General features: G+C 66.8%; 16 protein-coding genes. 12 read left to right on the forward strand and 4 right to left on the reverse strand.

Features of this window, described 5'->3' with window-relative positions; genetic code table 11:
- The first annotated feature begins 6 nt into the window (after positions 1 to 6).
- The 4 genes from ACFV4R_RS06110 to ACFV4R_RS06125 all read left to right on the forward strand — a co-directional run bounded on the left by ACFV4R_RS06110 (position 7) and on the right by ACFV4R_RS06125 (position 3,070).
- A complete protein-coding gene (locus ACFV4R_RS06110) occupies positions 7 to 1,026 on the forward strand; it encodes an acetylxylan esterase (RefSeq protein WP_377201455.1) in 1,020 nt (339 codons plus the stop codon).
- 254 nt (positions 1,027 to 1,280) lie between these two features.
- On the forward strand, positions 1,281 to 2,384 hold the full coding sequence (locus ACFV4R_RS06115) for a 3-deoxy-7-phosphoheptulonate synthase (protein ID WP_015938257.1): 1,104 nt from the start codon (positions 1,281 to 1,283) through the stop codon (positions 2,382 to 2,384).
- Positions 2,385 to 2,566: 182 nt separating this feature from the next.
- Positions 2,567 to 2,779, forward strand: a complete 213-nt coding sequence (locus tag ACFV4R_RS06120) for a helix-turn-helix domain-containing protein (RefSeq protein ID WP_377201454.1) — start codon at positions 2,567 to 2,569, stop codon at positions 2,777 to 2,779.
- A 192-nt stretch (positions 2,780 to 2,971) separates the two neighbouring features.
- Entirely contained in the window at positions 2,972 to 3,070 is a 99-nt protein-coding gene (locus ACFV4R_RS06125; protein WP_003792170.1) for a 30S ribosomal protein bS22, read from the forward strand.
- Between the two features lie 77 nt (positions 3,071 to 3,147).
- Here the strand turns inward: ACFV4R_RS06125 and ACFV4R_RS06130 are convergent, their stop codons facing one another.
- Positions 3,148 to 3,966 carry an HAD family phosphatase gene (locus ACFV4R_RS06130; protein ID WP_015938255.1) on the reverse strand — a complete coding sequence of 273 codons (819 nt, stop codon included), beginning with the start codon at positions 3,964 to 3,966 and terminating at the stop codon, positions 3,148 to 3,150.
- Between the two features lie 88 nt (positions 3,967 to 4,054).
- Between ACFV4R_RS06130 and ACFV4R_RS06135 the strand changes: the two genes are divergently transcribed.
- Together ACFV4R_RS06135 and ACFV4R_RS06140 are read left to right on the forward strand one after the other, a co-directional pair.
- On the forward strand, positions 4,055 to 4,309 hold the full coding sequence (locus tag ACFV4R_RS06135; RefSeq protein ID WP_015938254.1) for a glutaredoxin family protein: 255 nt from the start codon (positions 4,055 to 4,057) through the stop codon (positions 4,307 to 4,309).
- A 90-nt stretch (positions 4,310 to 4,399) separates the two neighbouring features.
- The gene (locus ACFV4R_RS06140; RefSeq protein ID WP_056076263.1) at positions 4,400 to 5,104 is read left to right on the forward strand and encodes a redox-sensing transcriptional repressor Rex; all 705 of its coding nucleotides are present in this window, start codon (positions 4,400 to 4,402) and stop codon (positions 5,102 to 5,104) included.
- 47 nt (positions 5,105 to 5,151) lie between these two features.
- Here the strand turns inward: ACFV4R_RS06140 and ACFV4R_RS06145 are convergent, their stop codons facing one another.
- From ACFV4R_RS06145 to ACFV4R_RS06155, 3 genes are all read right to left on the reverse strand, one after another.
- The gene (locus tag ACFV4R_RS06145) at positions 5,152 to 6,051 is read right to left on the reverse strand and encodes a hypothetical protein (protein ID WP_377201453.1); all 900 of its coding nucleotides are present in this window, start codon (positions 6,049 to 6,051) and stop codon (positions 5,152 to 5,154) included.
- 112 nt (positions 6,052 to 6,163) lie between these two features.
- Complete coding sequence (locus ACFV4R_RS06150; RefSeq protein ID WP_377201452.1) at positions 6,164 to 6,628, reverse strand: hypothetical protein; 465 nt, start codon at positions 6,626 to 6,628, stop codon at positions 6,164 to 6,166.
- Positions 6,629 to 6,783: 155 nt separating this feature from the next.
- Positions 6,784 to 7,332 (reverse strand): YceI family protein, encoded by a 549-nt coding sequence (locus ACFV4R_RS06155; protein WP_015938250.1) that lies wholly within the window; start codon positions 7,330 to 7,332, stop codon positions 6,784 to 6,786.
- Between the two features lie 202 nt (positions 7,333 to 7,534).
- On the opposite strand from ACFV4R_RS06155, the gene ACFV4R_RS06160 reads away from it, so the two are divergent.
- The 6 genes from ACFV4R_RS06160 to ACFV4R_RS06185 all read left to right on the forward strand — a co-directional run bounded on the left by ACFV4R_RS06160 (position 7,535) and on the right by ACFV4R_RS06185 (position 14,699).
- Positions 7,535 to 8,215 carry a histidine phosphatase family protein gene (locus ACFV4R_RS06160; RefSeq protein WP_377201451.1) on the forward strand — a complete coding sequence of 227 codons (681 nt, stop codon included), beginning with the start codon at positions 7,535 to 7,537 and terminating at the stop codon, positions 8,213 to 8,215.
- 36 nt (positions 8,216 to 8,251) lie between these two features.
- Positions 8,252 to 8,830, forward strand: coding sequence for a TlpA family protein disulfide reductase (locus tag ACFV4R_RS06165; protein WP_377201645.1), 579 nt, complete (start codon positions 8,252 to 8,254; stop codon positions 8,828 to 8,830).
- A gap of 15 nt (positions 8,831 to 8,845) precedes the next feature.
- Complete coding sequence (locus tag ACFV4R_RS06170) at positions 8,846 to 9,601, forward strand: cytochrome c biogenesis CcdA family protein (RefSeq protein ID WP_015938247.1); 756 nt, start codon at positions 8,846 to 8,848, stop codon at positions 9,599 to 9,601.
- Complete coding sequence (locus ACFV4R_RS06175; protein WP_377201450.1) at positions 9,601 to 11,367, forward strand: cytochrome c biogenesis protein ResB; 1,767 nt, start codon at positions 9,601 to 9,603, stop codon at positions 11,365 to 11,367. Before ACFV4R_RS06170 ends, ACFV4R_RS06175 begins: the two co-directional genes overlap by 1 nt.
- Entirely contained in the window at positions 11,367 to 12,449 is a 1,083-nt protein-coding gene (ccsB, locus tag ACFV4R_RS06180) for a c-type cytochrome biogenesis protein CcsB (RefSeq protein WP_377201449.1), read from the forward strand. The genes ACFV4R_RS06175 and ccsB overlap by 1 nt, the downstream gene beginning before the upstream one ends.
- Positions 12,450 to 12,650: 201 nt before the next feature.
- Positions 12,651 to 14,699, forward strand: a complete 2,049-nt coding sequence (locus ACFV4R_RS06185) for an Hsp70 family protein (protein WP_377201448.1) — start codon at positions 12,651 to 12,653, stop codon at positions 14,697 to 14,699.
- The last annotated feature ends 12 nt before the right edge of the window (positions 14,700 to 14,711 follow it).

The following is a 14,711-nucleotide window of genomic DNA, read 5'->3' on the forward strand; positions in this document are numbered from 1 at the left end:
CTTGCCATGCCCCTCTTTGACCTTCCCCTGGCCCAGCTCCGCGGCTACACCTCCGACGTGACAGCGCCCAACGACCTTGCGGCGTTTTGGGACACCACCATCGAAGAGGCGCGGGCCTTTCCGCTGGAGGCCACCTTCGAACCCGTCGAGAACTACCTCACCCTCATCGACACGTTCGACGCCACGTTTGCCGGGTACGGCGGGGCGCCCATCAAAGGCTGGCTGCACCTGCCAGCAAACCGCGAACCGGGTGCACGCCTGCCCGTGGTGGTCCAGTACGCCGGCTACTCCGGCGGCCGCGGCCTGGTCAACCAGGACACCCGCTGGGCCCAAGCAGGGTATGCGCACTTCATCATGGATACCCGCGGGCAGGGTTACGGGGGCCTCCTTGGCGATACGCCGGACCCGCACCCCTCCGCTGGGGACGTAGCCCACGCTGGCCTCATGACGCGGGGAGTCGGAAGCAAGGAAAACTACTACTACCGGCGCGTCTACGTGGACGCCTTCCGCGCCGTGGAAGCTGCGCAGTCCCACCCCGCCGTCGACCCCACCAAAGTGGTGCTGGCCGGCGTCAGCCAGGGCGGCGGCATCGTTGTGGCCACCGCGGGCCTCGCCGCCGGAAGGCTCGACGGCGTCATCGCCGCACTGCCCGACGTCCCCTTCCTGCAGGACTTCCCACGCGCCATCGACATCGCCCCGCGCGGCCCTTACCCGGAGATCGCCCAGTTCCTTGGCCGCCACCGCGACCGCTATGACGCCATCCTCGAAGTCCTGCGGTACTTCGACGGGGTCAACCTGGCCCGCTGGGCAACCGTGCCGGCGCTCTACTCCGTGGCGCAAATGGATGACGTCTGCCCGCCGTCCACGGTCTTCGCCAGCTACAACGCCTACGGCGCCGGGGACGCCGGTTCTTCCGGAACCGGAGCGGCCAAGGAGATCGAGGTCTACCGGTTCAACAACCACGAAGGTGGCCAGGAACACCAGTGGATCAGGCAGCTGCAGTACCTCCGCAAGGTGTTGGGGTAGGAGTCCCAGGCAAGCCCGGGACTCCATATGACGGGACTGATTTGGCGGTTCGGCCGGCGCGAGCCTATGGTCTTTCCATGACTAACCGTTGGTATGCGTATTTTTCGTTGGCTCTGGAGGGGCCCGCGTCTAACTGACACGCATCCAACTTTCCTTCAGAGCCAACAGGGCAGAGATCATTTCTCTGCCCTCCGCCGTTTCTCCGGCGGGTTCTGAAATCCGGGCCCGCTTCCCATCTGGAACAGGACCCGAACATGAGTACCGCAACAGCCGCAGCAGCACAATCCACCTCGAACCTGCGCGTCAGCGAATTCACCCCGCTGCCCACCCCTTCCGAACTGATAGCGGACCTGCCCCTCGACGCGCAGGCAGCGGCCGTCGTCGAACGCGGCCGCGATGAAGTCCGCGCCATCATGGACGGCGTGGATGACCGCCTGCTGGTGATCGTGGGCCCGTGCTCCATCCACGACCCCAAGGCCGGGCTGGAATACGCCCGCCGGCTGGTCAGCCAGGCCGAGAAGCACAAGGAAGACCTGCTGATCGTCATGCGGACCTACTTCGAGAAGCCCCGCACCACCGTGGGCTGGAAGGGCCTGATCAACGATCCGCGGCTGGACGGCAGCCACGACATGGTAACCGGACTGCGGACCGCCCGGCACTTCCTGCAGCAGGTCACCGCCCTGGGCCTGCCCACCGCCACCGAGTTCCTTGAACCGATCAGCCCGCAGTACATGGCAGACCTCATCTCCTGGGGCGCCATTGGGGCCCGCACCACGGAGAGCCAGATCCACCGCCAGCTGGCGTCCGGCCTCTCCATGCCCATCGGCTTCAAGAACGGGACCGACGGCGGCCTGCAGGTTGCCATCGACGCCTGCGGTGCCGCTGCGGCAGCACAGGCGTTCCTGGGGATCGACGGTGACGGCCGGGCGGCGCTGGTGGCCACCGCCGGCAACCCGGACACGCACGTCATCCTCCGCGGCGGACGCAAGGGCCCCAACTACTCGACGGCCGACGTCGAAGCCGCCTCCGCCACCCTGGCCGGCAAGGGACTGAACCCGCGCCTCATCGTGGACGCCAGCCACGCCAACAGCGGCAAGAGCCACCACCGCCAGGCGGAAGTGGCCCTGGAAATCGGTGCGCAGCTCGAAGAGGGTGGCCCCGCCGCGCAGGCGATCGCCGGCGTCATGCTCGAAAGCTTCCTGGTGGGAGGCGCCCAGAACCTGGATGTCGTGGAGCACGCTGCGGGCCGGGATGAGCTGGTGTACGGGCAGAGCGTCACTGATGCGTGCATGGAGTGGGACGTCTCGGCGTCGGTGCTGGAACAGCTGGCCGCCTCAGCCCGCAAGCGCCGCGGCTGAGGAGGCCCAAGGGAGGGGTGGGGCGCCGGGCAAATAGGGGGACCCTACTACTTTCACTTCTGCCACAGGAACATCTAGAGTATCTGGATAGGTGGTTGGTGGATGGCTCAGCATCGGAACACCGCATTTGGTACGAACCTGGGGTCAATGTTGTCCATCCGTCAGCAAAGGAAAATAGGGAAATGTCCGCAGAACAGAACTTCTCGAACGCGAAGTTCCTGACCGTGGCAGAAGTTGCCGAGGTCATGCGCGTCTCCAAAATGACCGTCTACCGCCTGGTCCACTCCGGTGAAATGCCGGCAGTCCGCTTTGGCCGCTCCTACCGCGTGCCCGAGACTGCTGTGGACCAGTACCTCAGGGGAGCCGTGGTGGACGGGCACGCAGGCACCGGCTGACCCGGTCCCGCCGCAAATCCGGTATTCGTGCCGGTTGAGTGCGGTGGCGGTTAGAAGCCGCGCCCCGGAAGCGGTACCCTGTTAAGGAACGTTTTACGTCATTGTAAGAATCTGTCAGTTGTTCTGTTCGTAGCTTTGTCCGCGGACCTTTTCCATCAGACAGGTACTGCATCTAGTTTGTAAGGAACTTTCGTGGGTTCAGTTATCAAGAAGCGTCGCAAGCGTATGGCCAAGAAGAAGCACCGCAAGCTGCTTCGCAAGACTCGTCACCAGCGCCGCAATAAGAAGTAGAAATACTTCGAACAGCGTGGAAATGCCCGCCGCCTTCCGAGGTGGCGGGCATTTCTTTTGCCCGCAGAAGTGCCGGGTCAGGCCCGGGGGCCGCGGATCCTCGCGAAGCCCTTCCAGAGGCCGTACACGGCGCCGCCCATGGTCGCGGCCTTGAGGCCGAACGTTGCCGCCCGGCGGCCGGCGCGGAAGTCGTACACCGGCCAGTTGTTGTCGCGCGCGTGGCGGCGCAGCTTGGCGTCCGGATTGATGGCCACCGGATGGCCCACCAGGGACAGCAGCGGAATGTCGTTATAGGAGTCGGAGTAGGCCCAGCAGCGCTTGAGGTCCAGGTCCTCTTCGTCAGCAATGCCTTGAACCGCCACCGCTTTGGCAGAGCCGTGCAGGATATCTCCCACCAGCCTGCCGGTATACATCCCGTCCGAGACCTCGCCCACCGTCCCCAGCGCGCCGGTCAGGCCCAGCCGGGTGGAGATGACAGTGGCAACTTCAATCGGCGTGGCGGTGACCAGCCAGACGCGGCGGCCCACCCTGAGGTGCTGTTCTGCCAGTGCCTTGGCCCCGGGCCAGATCCGCGAGGCGATCATCTCGTCGTAGACCTCTTCGCCCAGCGCCTTGATGTCGTCCACGGCGATGCCCGCCGCGAGGGTGAGCGCCGAATCGCGGACAGCGTGGACGTCGTCGATATTCTCGCCGCGGGCCACGAACTTGAATTGCTTCCACGCGAAACCGGCCGCCTCGGCCAGCGTGAACGCCCCGCGCTGGTGCATCTTCCTGGCAACGTGGAACAGGCTGGCGCCGCGCATGAGGGTGTTGTCCACATCGAAAAACGCCGCTTCGCCCGGCTGCGGCGCAGCGACCGGCCGGGTCACAACGGCGACGTATTTCTCCTCGGGCATGGACTTGAGTCTAGTCAATCCACCGGGCGGCCGCGGTCGGCATGCCGGGCGTGGTGTGGGCGCGCTTCAACGGCGCTACCGTTAAAGCATGCCCACACCCCATGTTGTCCTGGTCACCAAAGCGAACTGCCACCTGTGCGAGGACGCGCGCGACGCCGTCGGCCGGGTCACTGCCGCACTGGGCCTTACGTGGAGCGAAGAGTTGGTGGACAACCAGCCGGAACTGCGAGAACGCTATGCAGAGGAAATCCCCGTGGTCCTCGTGGACGGTGTGCAGCGCGACTTCTGGAAGATCGACGAAGCCCGGCTGGAACGCGTCCTGCAGCGGGCCATGGCGCAGTAGGGGAACGGTCCGACGTGACGGTACCTGCTTTGTTGGCACCGGCGAAGGGGCTCTAGAGTGGAGGCACAACGCGATGCAAGGGAGGGGCTGGTGACTTCGCTGGACTCAACTCCCCAGGCTGTCCCGGACCTGCCGGACGCCACGGGTACGCCAGCCAAGCAGATTCCGCCCGCAGCGGTGGCACGGCTGACGATCTATCTCCGCGCCCTCAACACCCTGCTGGCCGACGGGATTGAGCGGGTGTCCTCCGAATCTTTGGCTGAAGCCTCCGGAGTGAGCTCTTCCACCCTTCGCAAGGACCTCTCCCACGTAGGCTCCTACGGCACCCGCGGTGTGGGCTACGAAGTCCAGTACCTGAGCCGCCACATCGCTGCCGCACTCGGCCTGACGCACGACTGGAAGGTGGCCATTGTGGGCGCCGGCAACCTGGGCAAGGCCCTGGCCCGGTATGGCGGCTTCGAGTCCAGGGGATTCGACGTGGTGGCCATCTTCGACGCCGACCAGATGGTGGTGGGAAACGAAGTGGGATGGCTGCGGGTCAGCGATGTCGCGGACCTGGAGGCGGTACTGCACCGGACCGGAGCCAATATGGTGGTGCTGGCGCTGCCGGCATCCGTAGCCCAGGGTGTCTGCGACCGCGTGGTGGCGGCCGGCGTGCGGAGTGTCCTGAGCTTCGCCCCGGTGATGCTGCAGGTGCCCGAGGGGGTCAACCTGCGCAAGGTGGATATGGCCACCGAACTGCAGATCCTTGCCTACCACGCACAACGGGCGCAGGCCCCGGAGCAGACTGCCTAGAAAACGGCAGGTCCGGAACCCGCGCCCGCGGGAGTGGAACTAAAGGGTCAGCGGCCGTACGGGCCGCTGAAGCCGCCACCATAAGGGTTGGCGAAGGGCTGCTGCTTCCGGAAATACGGGGCAGAGGCCGGCAGGTACAGCAGTACGATGGCCGCGATGCCCAGGACGGTGCCCAGGGTGCCGAACGTGGGGATGCCGAACAGCCCGAAGACCGACAGGCCCGCGAAGACCGTTCCCAGGATGCGTGCCCAGTTCTTGCCCTTGCGGACAAAGAAAGCCACCAGGAAGTACAGGCCGGCGCCGAGGATGGCGAACACCACAAGGGTTCCGCCAATGAAGCCCTGGACGTCGTCGTACGTCACGCCCGCGGCGCCGCTCGACTCCATCTGGTCTTCGAACGTTTGGCGGAATGCGGGGTCGTTCAGCTGGCCGAGGCCCGTCAGCATGGAGATCACGAAAATGGCTGCCGCCGCGAGCAGGAGCCAGAAGGAGATGTTGACCAGCTGGGGAACGCCGTTGCTGCCGGCTGCCTGCGGCTGCTCGGACGGGTAGGGGGACTGTCCGTACGGCGACTGGCCGAACTGCTGTCCGTTACCTGGAGGGTTCTGGCCGAACTGCTGCCCGTAGCCCTGGCCGTACTGTTGGCCCTGTTGCGGCGCGTTCTGCCCGTACTGCGGTGCGTTCTGGCCGTATTGCGGAGTGGCCGGCGGCTGTGAACCGAACTGCTGGCCCTGCTGGGGTGCGTTCTGCCCGTACTGGGGCGCGTTCTGCCCGTACTGCGGCTGGCCCTGGCCCTGCTGCGGCGCATTCTGGCCATACTGCGGGGCGTTTTCGCCAAAGCGCGGCGGCTGGTTGCCGGCATCGCCGTTGGTGTCCGGGTTGCCGGTGTTTGAACTGCCGGAGTGGGGATCGTTGGATCCCGGCGGCGGGACAGGGGGAGTGCTCATGAGCGGTCCTCTATTCATGTCGGGTTACAGGTGGGTTGCCGAGGATCGGTCCAGTGCCCCTACCCCCAGCATGACTTAAGACCACCGTACCCCCGGCCGCCGCCCTTGGGGATCATTCGGAAGAGGTATTCCGGCGCGGACTTCCGCGGAACCAGGCCTGCGCCCCGGGCAACCACATCAGGACGGTGGCAGCCAGCGCCACCACGAACGCCACCCAGTTCCCGGCCTGGCCGGTGCCGGCGGAGCCGTTCACCACCGCGAGGCCAAGGGTGATGGCCGCCAGCACAGTGAGGGCCACCCGCGCCCAGGACCGCCCTGCCTTCATCTTGAGCGCGAACACCATCTGGGCCGCCCCCACCGAGGCGGCCAGCAGCATCAGCACCACCACGCCCATGGCGGCCGCCGGTGCGGCGGCGAACAGGACCAGCGAAGCCAGCATGCCCAGCAGGCCGCCCAGCATGGACAGGACACCGCCCACAAACCAGATCCAGAAGGAGACTTTCAGTTCAAGGGGCAGCCCGGCGAGGGAAAACATCGCGGCAGCCCCGCTGCGGGGAGCGCTGGGGGAGTTGCTCATGGCGTTCACTGTAGCGCCGTCGTCGTACGTGGCCCGGCCTCGCGCTCCCGCGCCGCATGTGCCGGGCCGGGCGCCGCGTGAGGGAGGCTGCTTAAACGGGAAACCCCGGCCCGCCCTGAGGGCGGCGCCGGGGTTTCACCCGAAGGATCCGCTGCTTATGCGGCGGGGGCGATGAACGCCAGTTCCAGGTTGATGGCAACCTTGTCGCTGACCAGCACGCCACCGGTCTCCAGGACGGCGTTCCAGGTCAGGCCGAAGTCCTTGCGGCTGATGGTGGTCTCTGCAGAGACGCCGGCGCGGGTGTTGCCGAAGGGGTCAACGGCCACGCCGTTGAATTCGGTTTCGAGGGTGACGGGACGGGTGACGCCCTTGATGGTGAGGTCGCCGGTCAGTTCGTAGCTGTTGCCCTTGGCCACCAGGCCGTTGGACACGAAGGACATCTCCGGGAACTTCTCCACGTCGAAGAAGTCCTCGCCCTTGACGTGGCCGTCGCGGTTGGCGTCGCCGGAGTCGAAGCTGGCGGTGTTGATGGTGGCGGCGATCTTGGACTGGGCTACATCCTCGGCGAGCTCGAGCGTGGCGGTGGCGTCGGTGAACTGCCCGCGCACCTTGCTGATGCCGGCGTGCCGGACGGTGAAGCCGATTTCGCTGTGGGAGTTGTCGAGGGTCCAGGTGCCGGTGGTGACGTCTGCGGGAAGTGCCATGGTGATGCTCCTTGTGTCTGCGTGCCTGCGGGGTTCTGCTGTTGAAGCTTCATCGGTTGAAGTCTCAACTAACTTGCTGCATCCAGTATAAACATGCATTTGCATCTTTTGTTCCCGCCTTCGGAACATTTCTTCAAAAACTTCAGTTCTACTCTTTGTAGAAGATTTCGGATCGCAGGCCATCTTTGAGAAACTGGTAAACATGCCCCAAGCCACTGTCCATCTGCTCCGCCACGGCGAGGTCCATAATCCCGACGGCGTTCTGTACGGACGGCTGCCCGAATTCCACCTCTCCGAACTGGGGCGGGAGATGGCCCGCATGCTTGCCGGGCACTTCCGGGAACGGGTGGAAGCCGGCGCCAGGATCACCTATCTTGCTGCCTCTCCGCTGGACCGGGCCCAGGAAACGGCGGCCCCCACGGCGGAAGCACTGCGCCTGCAGATCCACACCGACGCACGCATCATCGAAGCCGAAAACTACTTCGAGGGCATGAAGGTCACCAAGGCCGAACTCCGCCGGCCGAAGCACTGGCCGCGGCTGGTCAACCCGCTGCGGCCGTCCTGGGGCGAGCCGTACAAGCAGCAGGCGGCCCGTGTCATGGAAGCGGTCCAGGATGCACGCCTGCGCGCCATAGATTTCGCCGGCAGCGACTACGGCACCAACGGCCCCGAAGCCATCATGGTCAGCCACCAGCTCCCCATCTGGGCCACCCGCCTCAGCGCGGAGGGCAAACCACTCTGGCATGACCCGCGGAAACGCGAATGCACCCTCACCTCCATCACGTCCCTGGTGTTCAACGACGACGGCAGCCTCCTGCGCGTCCAGTACAGCGAACCGGCGGCGTCCCTTCTTCCCGGTGCCGCCAGCACCCCTGGAGCCTAAGCAGTGACCCACAACAACCTGACCTCGCGCCGCAGCGTGCTGGCTGCCGGCGGCCTCGCCCTGACCGCGCTCACCATGGGCCTTTCGGGCTGCGCCCAGGAAGACGCCCTGGCGAAGCAGGCCAGGGCCGGAGACAACAAGAACTATGTGGCCGGCGACGGGTCCGTCACCGAGTTCGCCGCCGCGGACCGTAAGGACGCCATCCAGGTCAACGGCACCCTCTTCAACGGCACCACGGTGACCCCGGCAGACTTCCAGGGCAAGGTGACCATCCTGAACTTCTGGTTCGCCGCGTGCGCCCCGTGCCGGGTGGAAGCCCCCATCCTCGAGGAGCTCCACCAGGAGTTCAAGGACCAGGGCGTGCAGTTCTACGGCGTCAACCTCCGCGACGAGAAGGCAACCGCGGAAGCGTTCGACAAGACGTTCAACCTCACCTACCCCAGCTTCGACGACAAGGACGGCGGCGTGCTGCTGTCCGTATCCGGGCTGGTTCCTCCGGGCGCGGTACCCACCACCCTGGTCCTGGATAAGCAGGGCCGCGTGGCTTCCCGGGTCCTCGGGGAAATCCAGAAGGGCACCCTGAAAGCCCTGATCACCGCCGCCGTGGCTGAGTAGCGGCGGCGCGTTCCCGTGAACAGCCCCTTCGCCGAAACCATCCTGAACGGATCGATCCTGCTCGCCATCCCCGTGGCGCTGCTGGCCGGCCTGGTCTCCTTCCTCTCTCCCTGCGTCCTGCCCCTCGTCCCGGGTTACCTGGGCTACGTCACCGGGCTCAGCGGCGTGGACCTGCAGAAGCAGCGGCGGGGCCGGATGTTCCTGGGCATCGGGCTGTTCGTGCTGGGTTTCTCCGTGATCTTCGTCCTGCTGGGCGGGGCCTTCGGGCAGCTGGGCACCCTGATCACCGGCTCCCAGAACGCCTGGATCACCCAGGTGCTCGGCGTGCTGGTCATCATCATGGGAGTGGTCTTCATGGGTGGCCTGGGCTGGCTGCAGCGTGACGCCAAGATCCACGCCAAGCCGCCCGCCGGCCTGTGGGGTGCGCCGCTGCTGGGCCTGACCTTCGGCCTGGGCTGGGCACCGTGCATCGGACCCACCTACTCCGCTGTCCAGCTGCTCAGCCTTTCCGGCGGCTCGTCAGCAGCGAAGGGCGCCTTCCTGGCGTTCGTCTACAGCCTTGGTCTGGGCATCCCGTTCCTGCTGATCGCGCTTGCCGTGCGCCGCGGCATGGGTGTCATGGCATTTTTCCGCAAGCACCGGCTCGCCATCCAGCGGACCGGCGGAGGCATCCTGGTGGTGTTGGGTGTGCTGATGGCCACCGGCGTCTGGGGGACCTGGGTGACCGAGCTGCAGTACTGGTTCCAAACCGATGTGAAGTTGCCGATCTGATGAGCGAGCGTGTGAACGTAAAGAAGAAGTCCCCCGCCCCGGACGCGGACAAGGTGTCAGCGGCAAAGGCCGACGCCGCGCTGCCCGCGTTGGGCGCCAAGGAGATGCTGCGGTTCGCCTGGACCCAGCTGACCAGCATGCGCACCGCGCTGTTCCTGCTGCTGCTCCTGGCCGTGGCCGCGGTTCCGGGATCGCTGTTTCCGCAGCGGCCGGCCAACCCCTCCGTTGTCACGCAGTACATCAAGGACCACCCGGACTACGGCAAGCTGCTGGACAGCCTGCAGCTCTACGACGTCTACTCCTCGGTGTGGTTCTCCGCCATTTACCTGCTGCTGTTCATCTCCCTGATCGGCTGCGTGGTGCCCCGCGCCATCGCCCACTACAAGGCCATGCGCTCCCAGCCGCCGCGGACGCCCAAGCGGCTCTCCCGCCTCCCCGAATACGGCACGCTGGTCATTCCCGCCGACGCCGGGATCCCGGCGTCGGACGCCATCCACGGCGCCGCGGGGCTGCTTCGGAAGCGCGGCTACCGCGTTGAGGTGAGGGACGACGACGGCGCGCGGCCGTCTTTGGGCGCAGAACGCGGCCTCTCCAAGGAAGTGGGGAACCTGATTTTCCACACCTCCCTGATCGGAGTCCTGGTGTCCGTGGCCATCGGCGGCCTCTTCGGCTACAGCGGCCAGCGGATCCTGGTGGAGGGCGACACCTTCGTGAACACCCTGGTGGGCTATGACCAGTTCACGCCGGGCACCAACTTCCAGTCCAGCCAGCTGCAGCCCTACTCGGTGCAGCTGGACAAGTTCGACATCACTTTTGACCGTGAATCGCAGGGCAAGATCGGCCAGCCCATCGACTTCTCGGCAGCCGTCACCACTAAGGAAAACCCTGACGCGCCCGCCAAGAAGGAGACGCTGAAGGTCAACGACCCCATCACCCTGGGCGGCACCAGCATCTACCTGACCGGCAACGGCTACGCCCCGGTGGTGACCATCCGCGACGGCGACGGCAACGTGGCCATGCAGGGCCCGGTGGTGGCCAAGCTGCAGGGTGACAACTACTACTCCTCGGTGGTCATCAAGGTCCCCGACGCCAAGCCGGACCAGCTCGGATTCCAGGGCTTCTTCCTGCCGACGGCCTTCGTTACGGAGCAGGGCGTGTCCTTCAGCGGTGATCCTGATCTCTTCAACCCGCAGCTGTCACTGAACTCCTACTACGGCGACCTTGGACTGGATACCGGCTCGCCGCAGAACGTCTTCGAGATCGACGTCAAGGACCTCACTCCGCTGAACGCCCGCAACCTCGACGCCGGCGGCATCACCCTGTCACCCGGCTCCACCTACACGCTGCCGGACGGCAAGGGCTCCATCAGCTTCGACGGCGTCAAGCGCTACGTCGGTGTGGACATCCACCACAACCCCGGCCAGCTGTACGCCCTGATCTTCGCACTCCTGGCGGTGGCCGGCCTGATCCTGTCCCTGTACGTCAACCGCCGCCGCGCCTGGGTCCGCACCGGCACGCACGACGACGGCCGGACCATGGTGGAGTACGGCCTCCTGGCCCGCGGCGAGGACCACCGCCTGGCCGGGGAAGCTGCCGCGATACGCACCCTGCTGGCCCAGGAATGGGGCCTGGCAGCCGATCCGCAGCAGGACAGCCAGCGGCAGGAAGATTCCACGCAGTCCCAGCAAACTCCCAGCAGCCTCGGCGATAATGGCGCAGGCACCCCCACCCCAGCTAGCCCCGCAGGGCCCGAAAAGGACCAGTAATGCCGTTTGGAATCAACGAAACCATGGGCCAGTACAGCGAGCTCTTCATGCTGCTGGCGGCGGGCACGTACACCGTAGCCTTTATTGCCTTCGCCTGGGACCTGGCCAAGAGCAGCCGCGCACTCCAGGCCATCGACCTCAGGGCCGCACAGGCCGTTGAACCGGCCAAGGTTCCCGCCGCAGTGGGTGCGGGCAACCGCGCCGAATCCAGCGTCGGCGGGCCGGCCGGCCGGGCCGAGCGTCCGTCGTCGTCCGCGGCCTCAGGCACCCCGGCGGGCGGCGGGATTATCACCGCCGGCGCCGACATGAAATACTCCGCCGCGCGGCGCGCCCCCGCCCGCGTTGCTGTGGCCCTCACCGTCCTGGGCGCCGTGATCCACGGCGCCGGCGTGGTCACCCGGGCGCTCGGAGCCGGCCGCGTGCCGTGGGGCAACATGTACGAATTCCTCACCACGGGTGCCTTTGTTGCCGTTGCCGTGTTCCTGCTGGTCCTGATCCGCCGCGACCTCCGCTTCCTGGGCACCTTCGTGGTGGGCCTGGCCATCATCATGCTGGTGGCCGCTTCGGTGGCGTACTGGACCCCGGTGGGCCACCTGGTCCCCGCACTGCAGAGCTACTGGCTGATCATCCACGTCTCCATCGCAGTGCTGTCCTCGGCCCTGTTCACCCTCACCTTCGCCATGTCGGCGCTGCAGCTGGTCCAGTCTCACCGGCAGAAGACCGTGGCCGCCGGCGGCGAGGACAAGCTGGGCTTCATGCGCCTGGTCCCGTCAGCCCTGAGCCTGGAAAACCTGTCCTACCGGATCAACGCCATCGCCTTCATCGGCTGGACCTTCACGCTCATGTTCGGTGCCATCTGGGCCGAGAAGGCGTGGGGCCGGTTCTGGGGCTGGGACACCAAGGAAGTCTGGACCTTCGTGATCTGGGTGGTGTACGCCGGCTACCTGCACGCCCGCGCCACCAGGGGCTGGACCGGAACCCGGGCGGCCTGGCTGTCGATCGTGGGCTACCTGTGCGTGGTCTTCAACTTCACCATCGTGAACCAGTTCTTCAACGGCCTGCACTCCTACTCGGGCCTCTGACACCCATGGGAGCCCTGCCGGGCTCCTACGGCCCTGAACAGGGCTTTTGTGCGGGGCACTGCTAAAACTCCGGAGGCAGCCCCGGTAAATAGCCATTCGATGTACCAACAGGGCTGTTCCGGGTCCTGTTGGTGATGCTACGTTGGTGACGTTCGCCTGTGATGAAGCTTGCTGGCGAAACACCAGTTGTCCGAGGTAGCAATGACCTACGTTCTCGCCGTAGACGTCGGGACCAGTTTCACCGCAGCCGCGGTTGTCCGTTTCAACCAGGGAGTTCCACCCGTTCCGGAGTGCCTGCCGCTGGGCCTTCGGGGCACCGCAGTGCCCTCCGTGGTCTACTACCCCGAACAGGGTCCCGTCCTGGTGGGGGAGGCGGCAGAACGCCGCGGGCTCGCAACCCCGGAACGCGTTGTGCGGGAGTTCAAGCGCCGCATCGGCGATGCCGTGCCCATTGCCCTGGGCACCCTGTCCGTCCGCCCCGAAGAGGTCTTCGCCACCGTTGCCCGCTGGGTGGCGGACCGGGCGGCCGAGCGCGAGGGGGCAGCGCCGTCGGACATCATCCTCACCCACCCGGCAGCGTGGGGCAGCCACCGCACCTCCGCGGTCCGTGAAGCGCTGGCGGCCAAGGGCCTGCATGACGTGACGCTCCTGGCCGAACCGGAAGCCGCGGCACTGCACTACGCGTCGCAGGTGCGGGTTGAGGAAGGCAGCACCGTCGCCGTCTACGACCTCGGCGGCGGCACGTTCGATACCGCCGTTCTGACGAAGGCGGGCGATGACCGGTTTGAAGCGGTGGGGCGCCCGGAGGGCATTGACCACCTCGGCGGAGCGGACTTCGACGCCGCCGTGTTCCGCTACGTCGCCGAACACACCGGGGGAGCCCTGGCGGACCTTGACCCTGCGGACCCCGATGTCCTGGCCGCCCTGTCCAGGCTGCGGCGCGAATGCGTGGAGGCCAAGGAAGCACTGTCATCGGACAGCGAGACCACCATTCCGGTACTGCTGCCGGGCTACCAGCAACAGATACGCCTGGTCCGGTCCGAGTTCGAAGCCCTGATCGAGGAACCCGTCCGGGAAACAGTGGATGCGCTGGAGGAATCGCTCGCGCAGCTCAAGCTGGCTCCGGCTGACCTCACTGCCGTCCTGCTGATCGGCGGGTCATCACGGATACCCCTCGTGGCGGAGCTGATCTCAGAGCAGCTGGACCGCCCCATCGCCGTGGACGCCGATCCCAAATCGTCCATCTGCCTCGGCGCGGCGGTATCCGCCGTGCTTTCCCGTGCGGCCGCCGGGCGTGCCGCTTTGTCGGAGGCCCCGCAGCTGCCGGCACCGGCGTCCGGCGAAGAGCCGCTCGACACCGGCGGACACATTCCCGCGCGGATGGCCAGCTGGTCCCGGAAGGGTACGACGGCGTCCGGCGCCTTTGCAGCGCTGGGTCACGGCCCGGGCCACAGCCACGGCGGGGCGCACGCGCCGAAGCCGACGGTGCGGCTCACCGCCATCGCAGCTGCGGCCGCCCTGTTCACCGTGCTGTCCGCCACCGCTGCCCAGAGCCCGGGCGGCCTGAGCGACCTCACCTCGGTGTTCGTTCCCCAAGCCGGCGCCGACAGCGGTCCTCCAGCCCAGGCGGGCGGGACCGGATCGGTGACCGGTGGCGGAGGTGCCGCAGCCGCGGGCGCTGCCGGTGACGCCCAGCCGCTGGCAGGCATCGACGCCGGCGTGCAGAAAAAGAAGTCCGACGCCGGTCCCGGGCTGAACGTCGAGGCCTCGCCAACCAGCAAACCCTCCGCAGCGGCTACCAAGGCTCCGGACGGCTCGCCTGCTCCTGCAGCGGGCGGACCTGCTCCGGCTGCGGGAACAGGCACCGTTCCCGGGACCGCCGGAGGAGGCGCCGGATCCGGAACCGGGGCTGTTCCTGCCGTGACGCCCACCACCGGAGCGGGGACGGTGGATCCGGCCCCGGGTACGCCGGCACCTGTTCCCACCGACCCCGCCACCGTGGTGCCCGTACCTGACCCGACCACCAACCCGCCGGCTCCGGATCCGACCACCAACCCGCCGGTTCCGGACCCGACCACGAATCCGCCGGTTCCGGATCCGACCACGAATCCGCCGGTTCCCGAAACACCGGCACCGAGCAGCGCTCCAGCGCCGGACCCCACGCCAGCTCCGGACCCAACACCGGTCCCGGACCCCACCCCAGTCCCGGCAGCCGGCTCCGACGCTCCCACCACGGAACCGGCGGCCTAGGGTGGCCAGCTT

The sequence above is a fragment of the Pseudarthrobacter sp. NPDC059871 genome (assembly GCF_042731175.1).
In the GTDB taxonomy this organism is placed as follows: Bacteria; Actinomycetota; Actinomycetes; order Actinomycetales; family Micrococcaceae; genus Arthrobacter.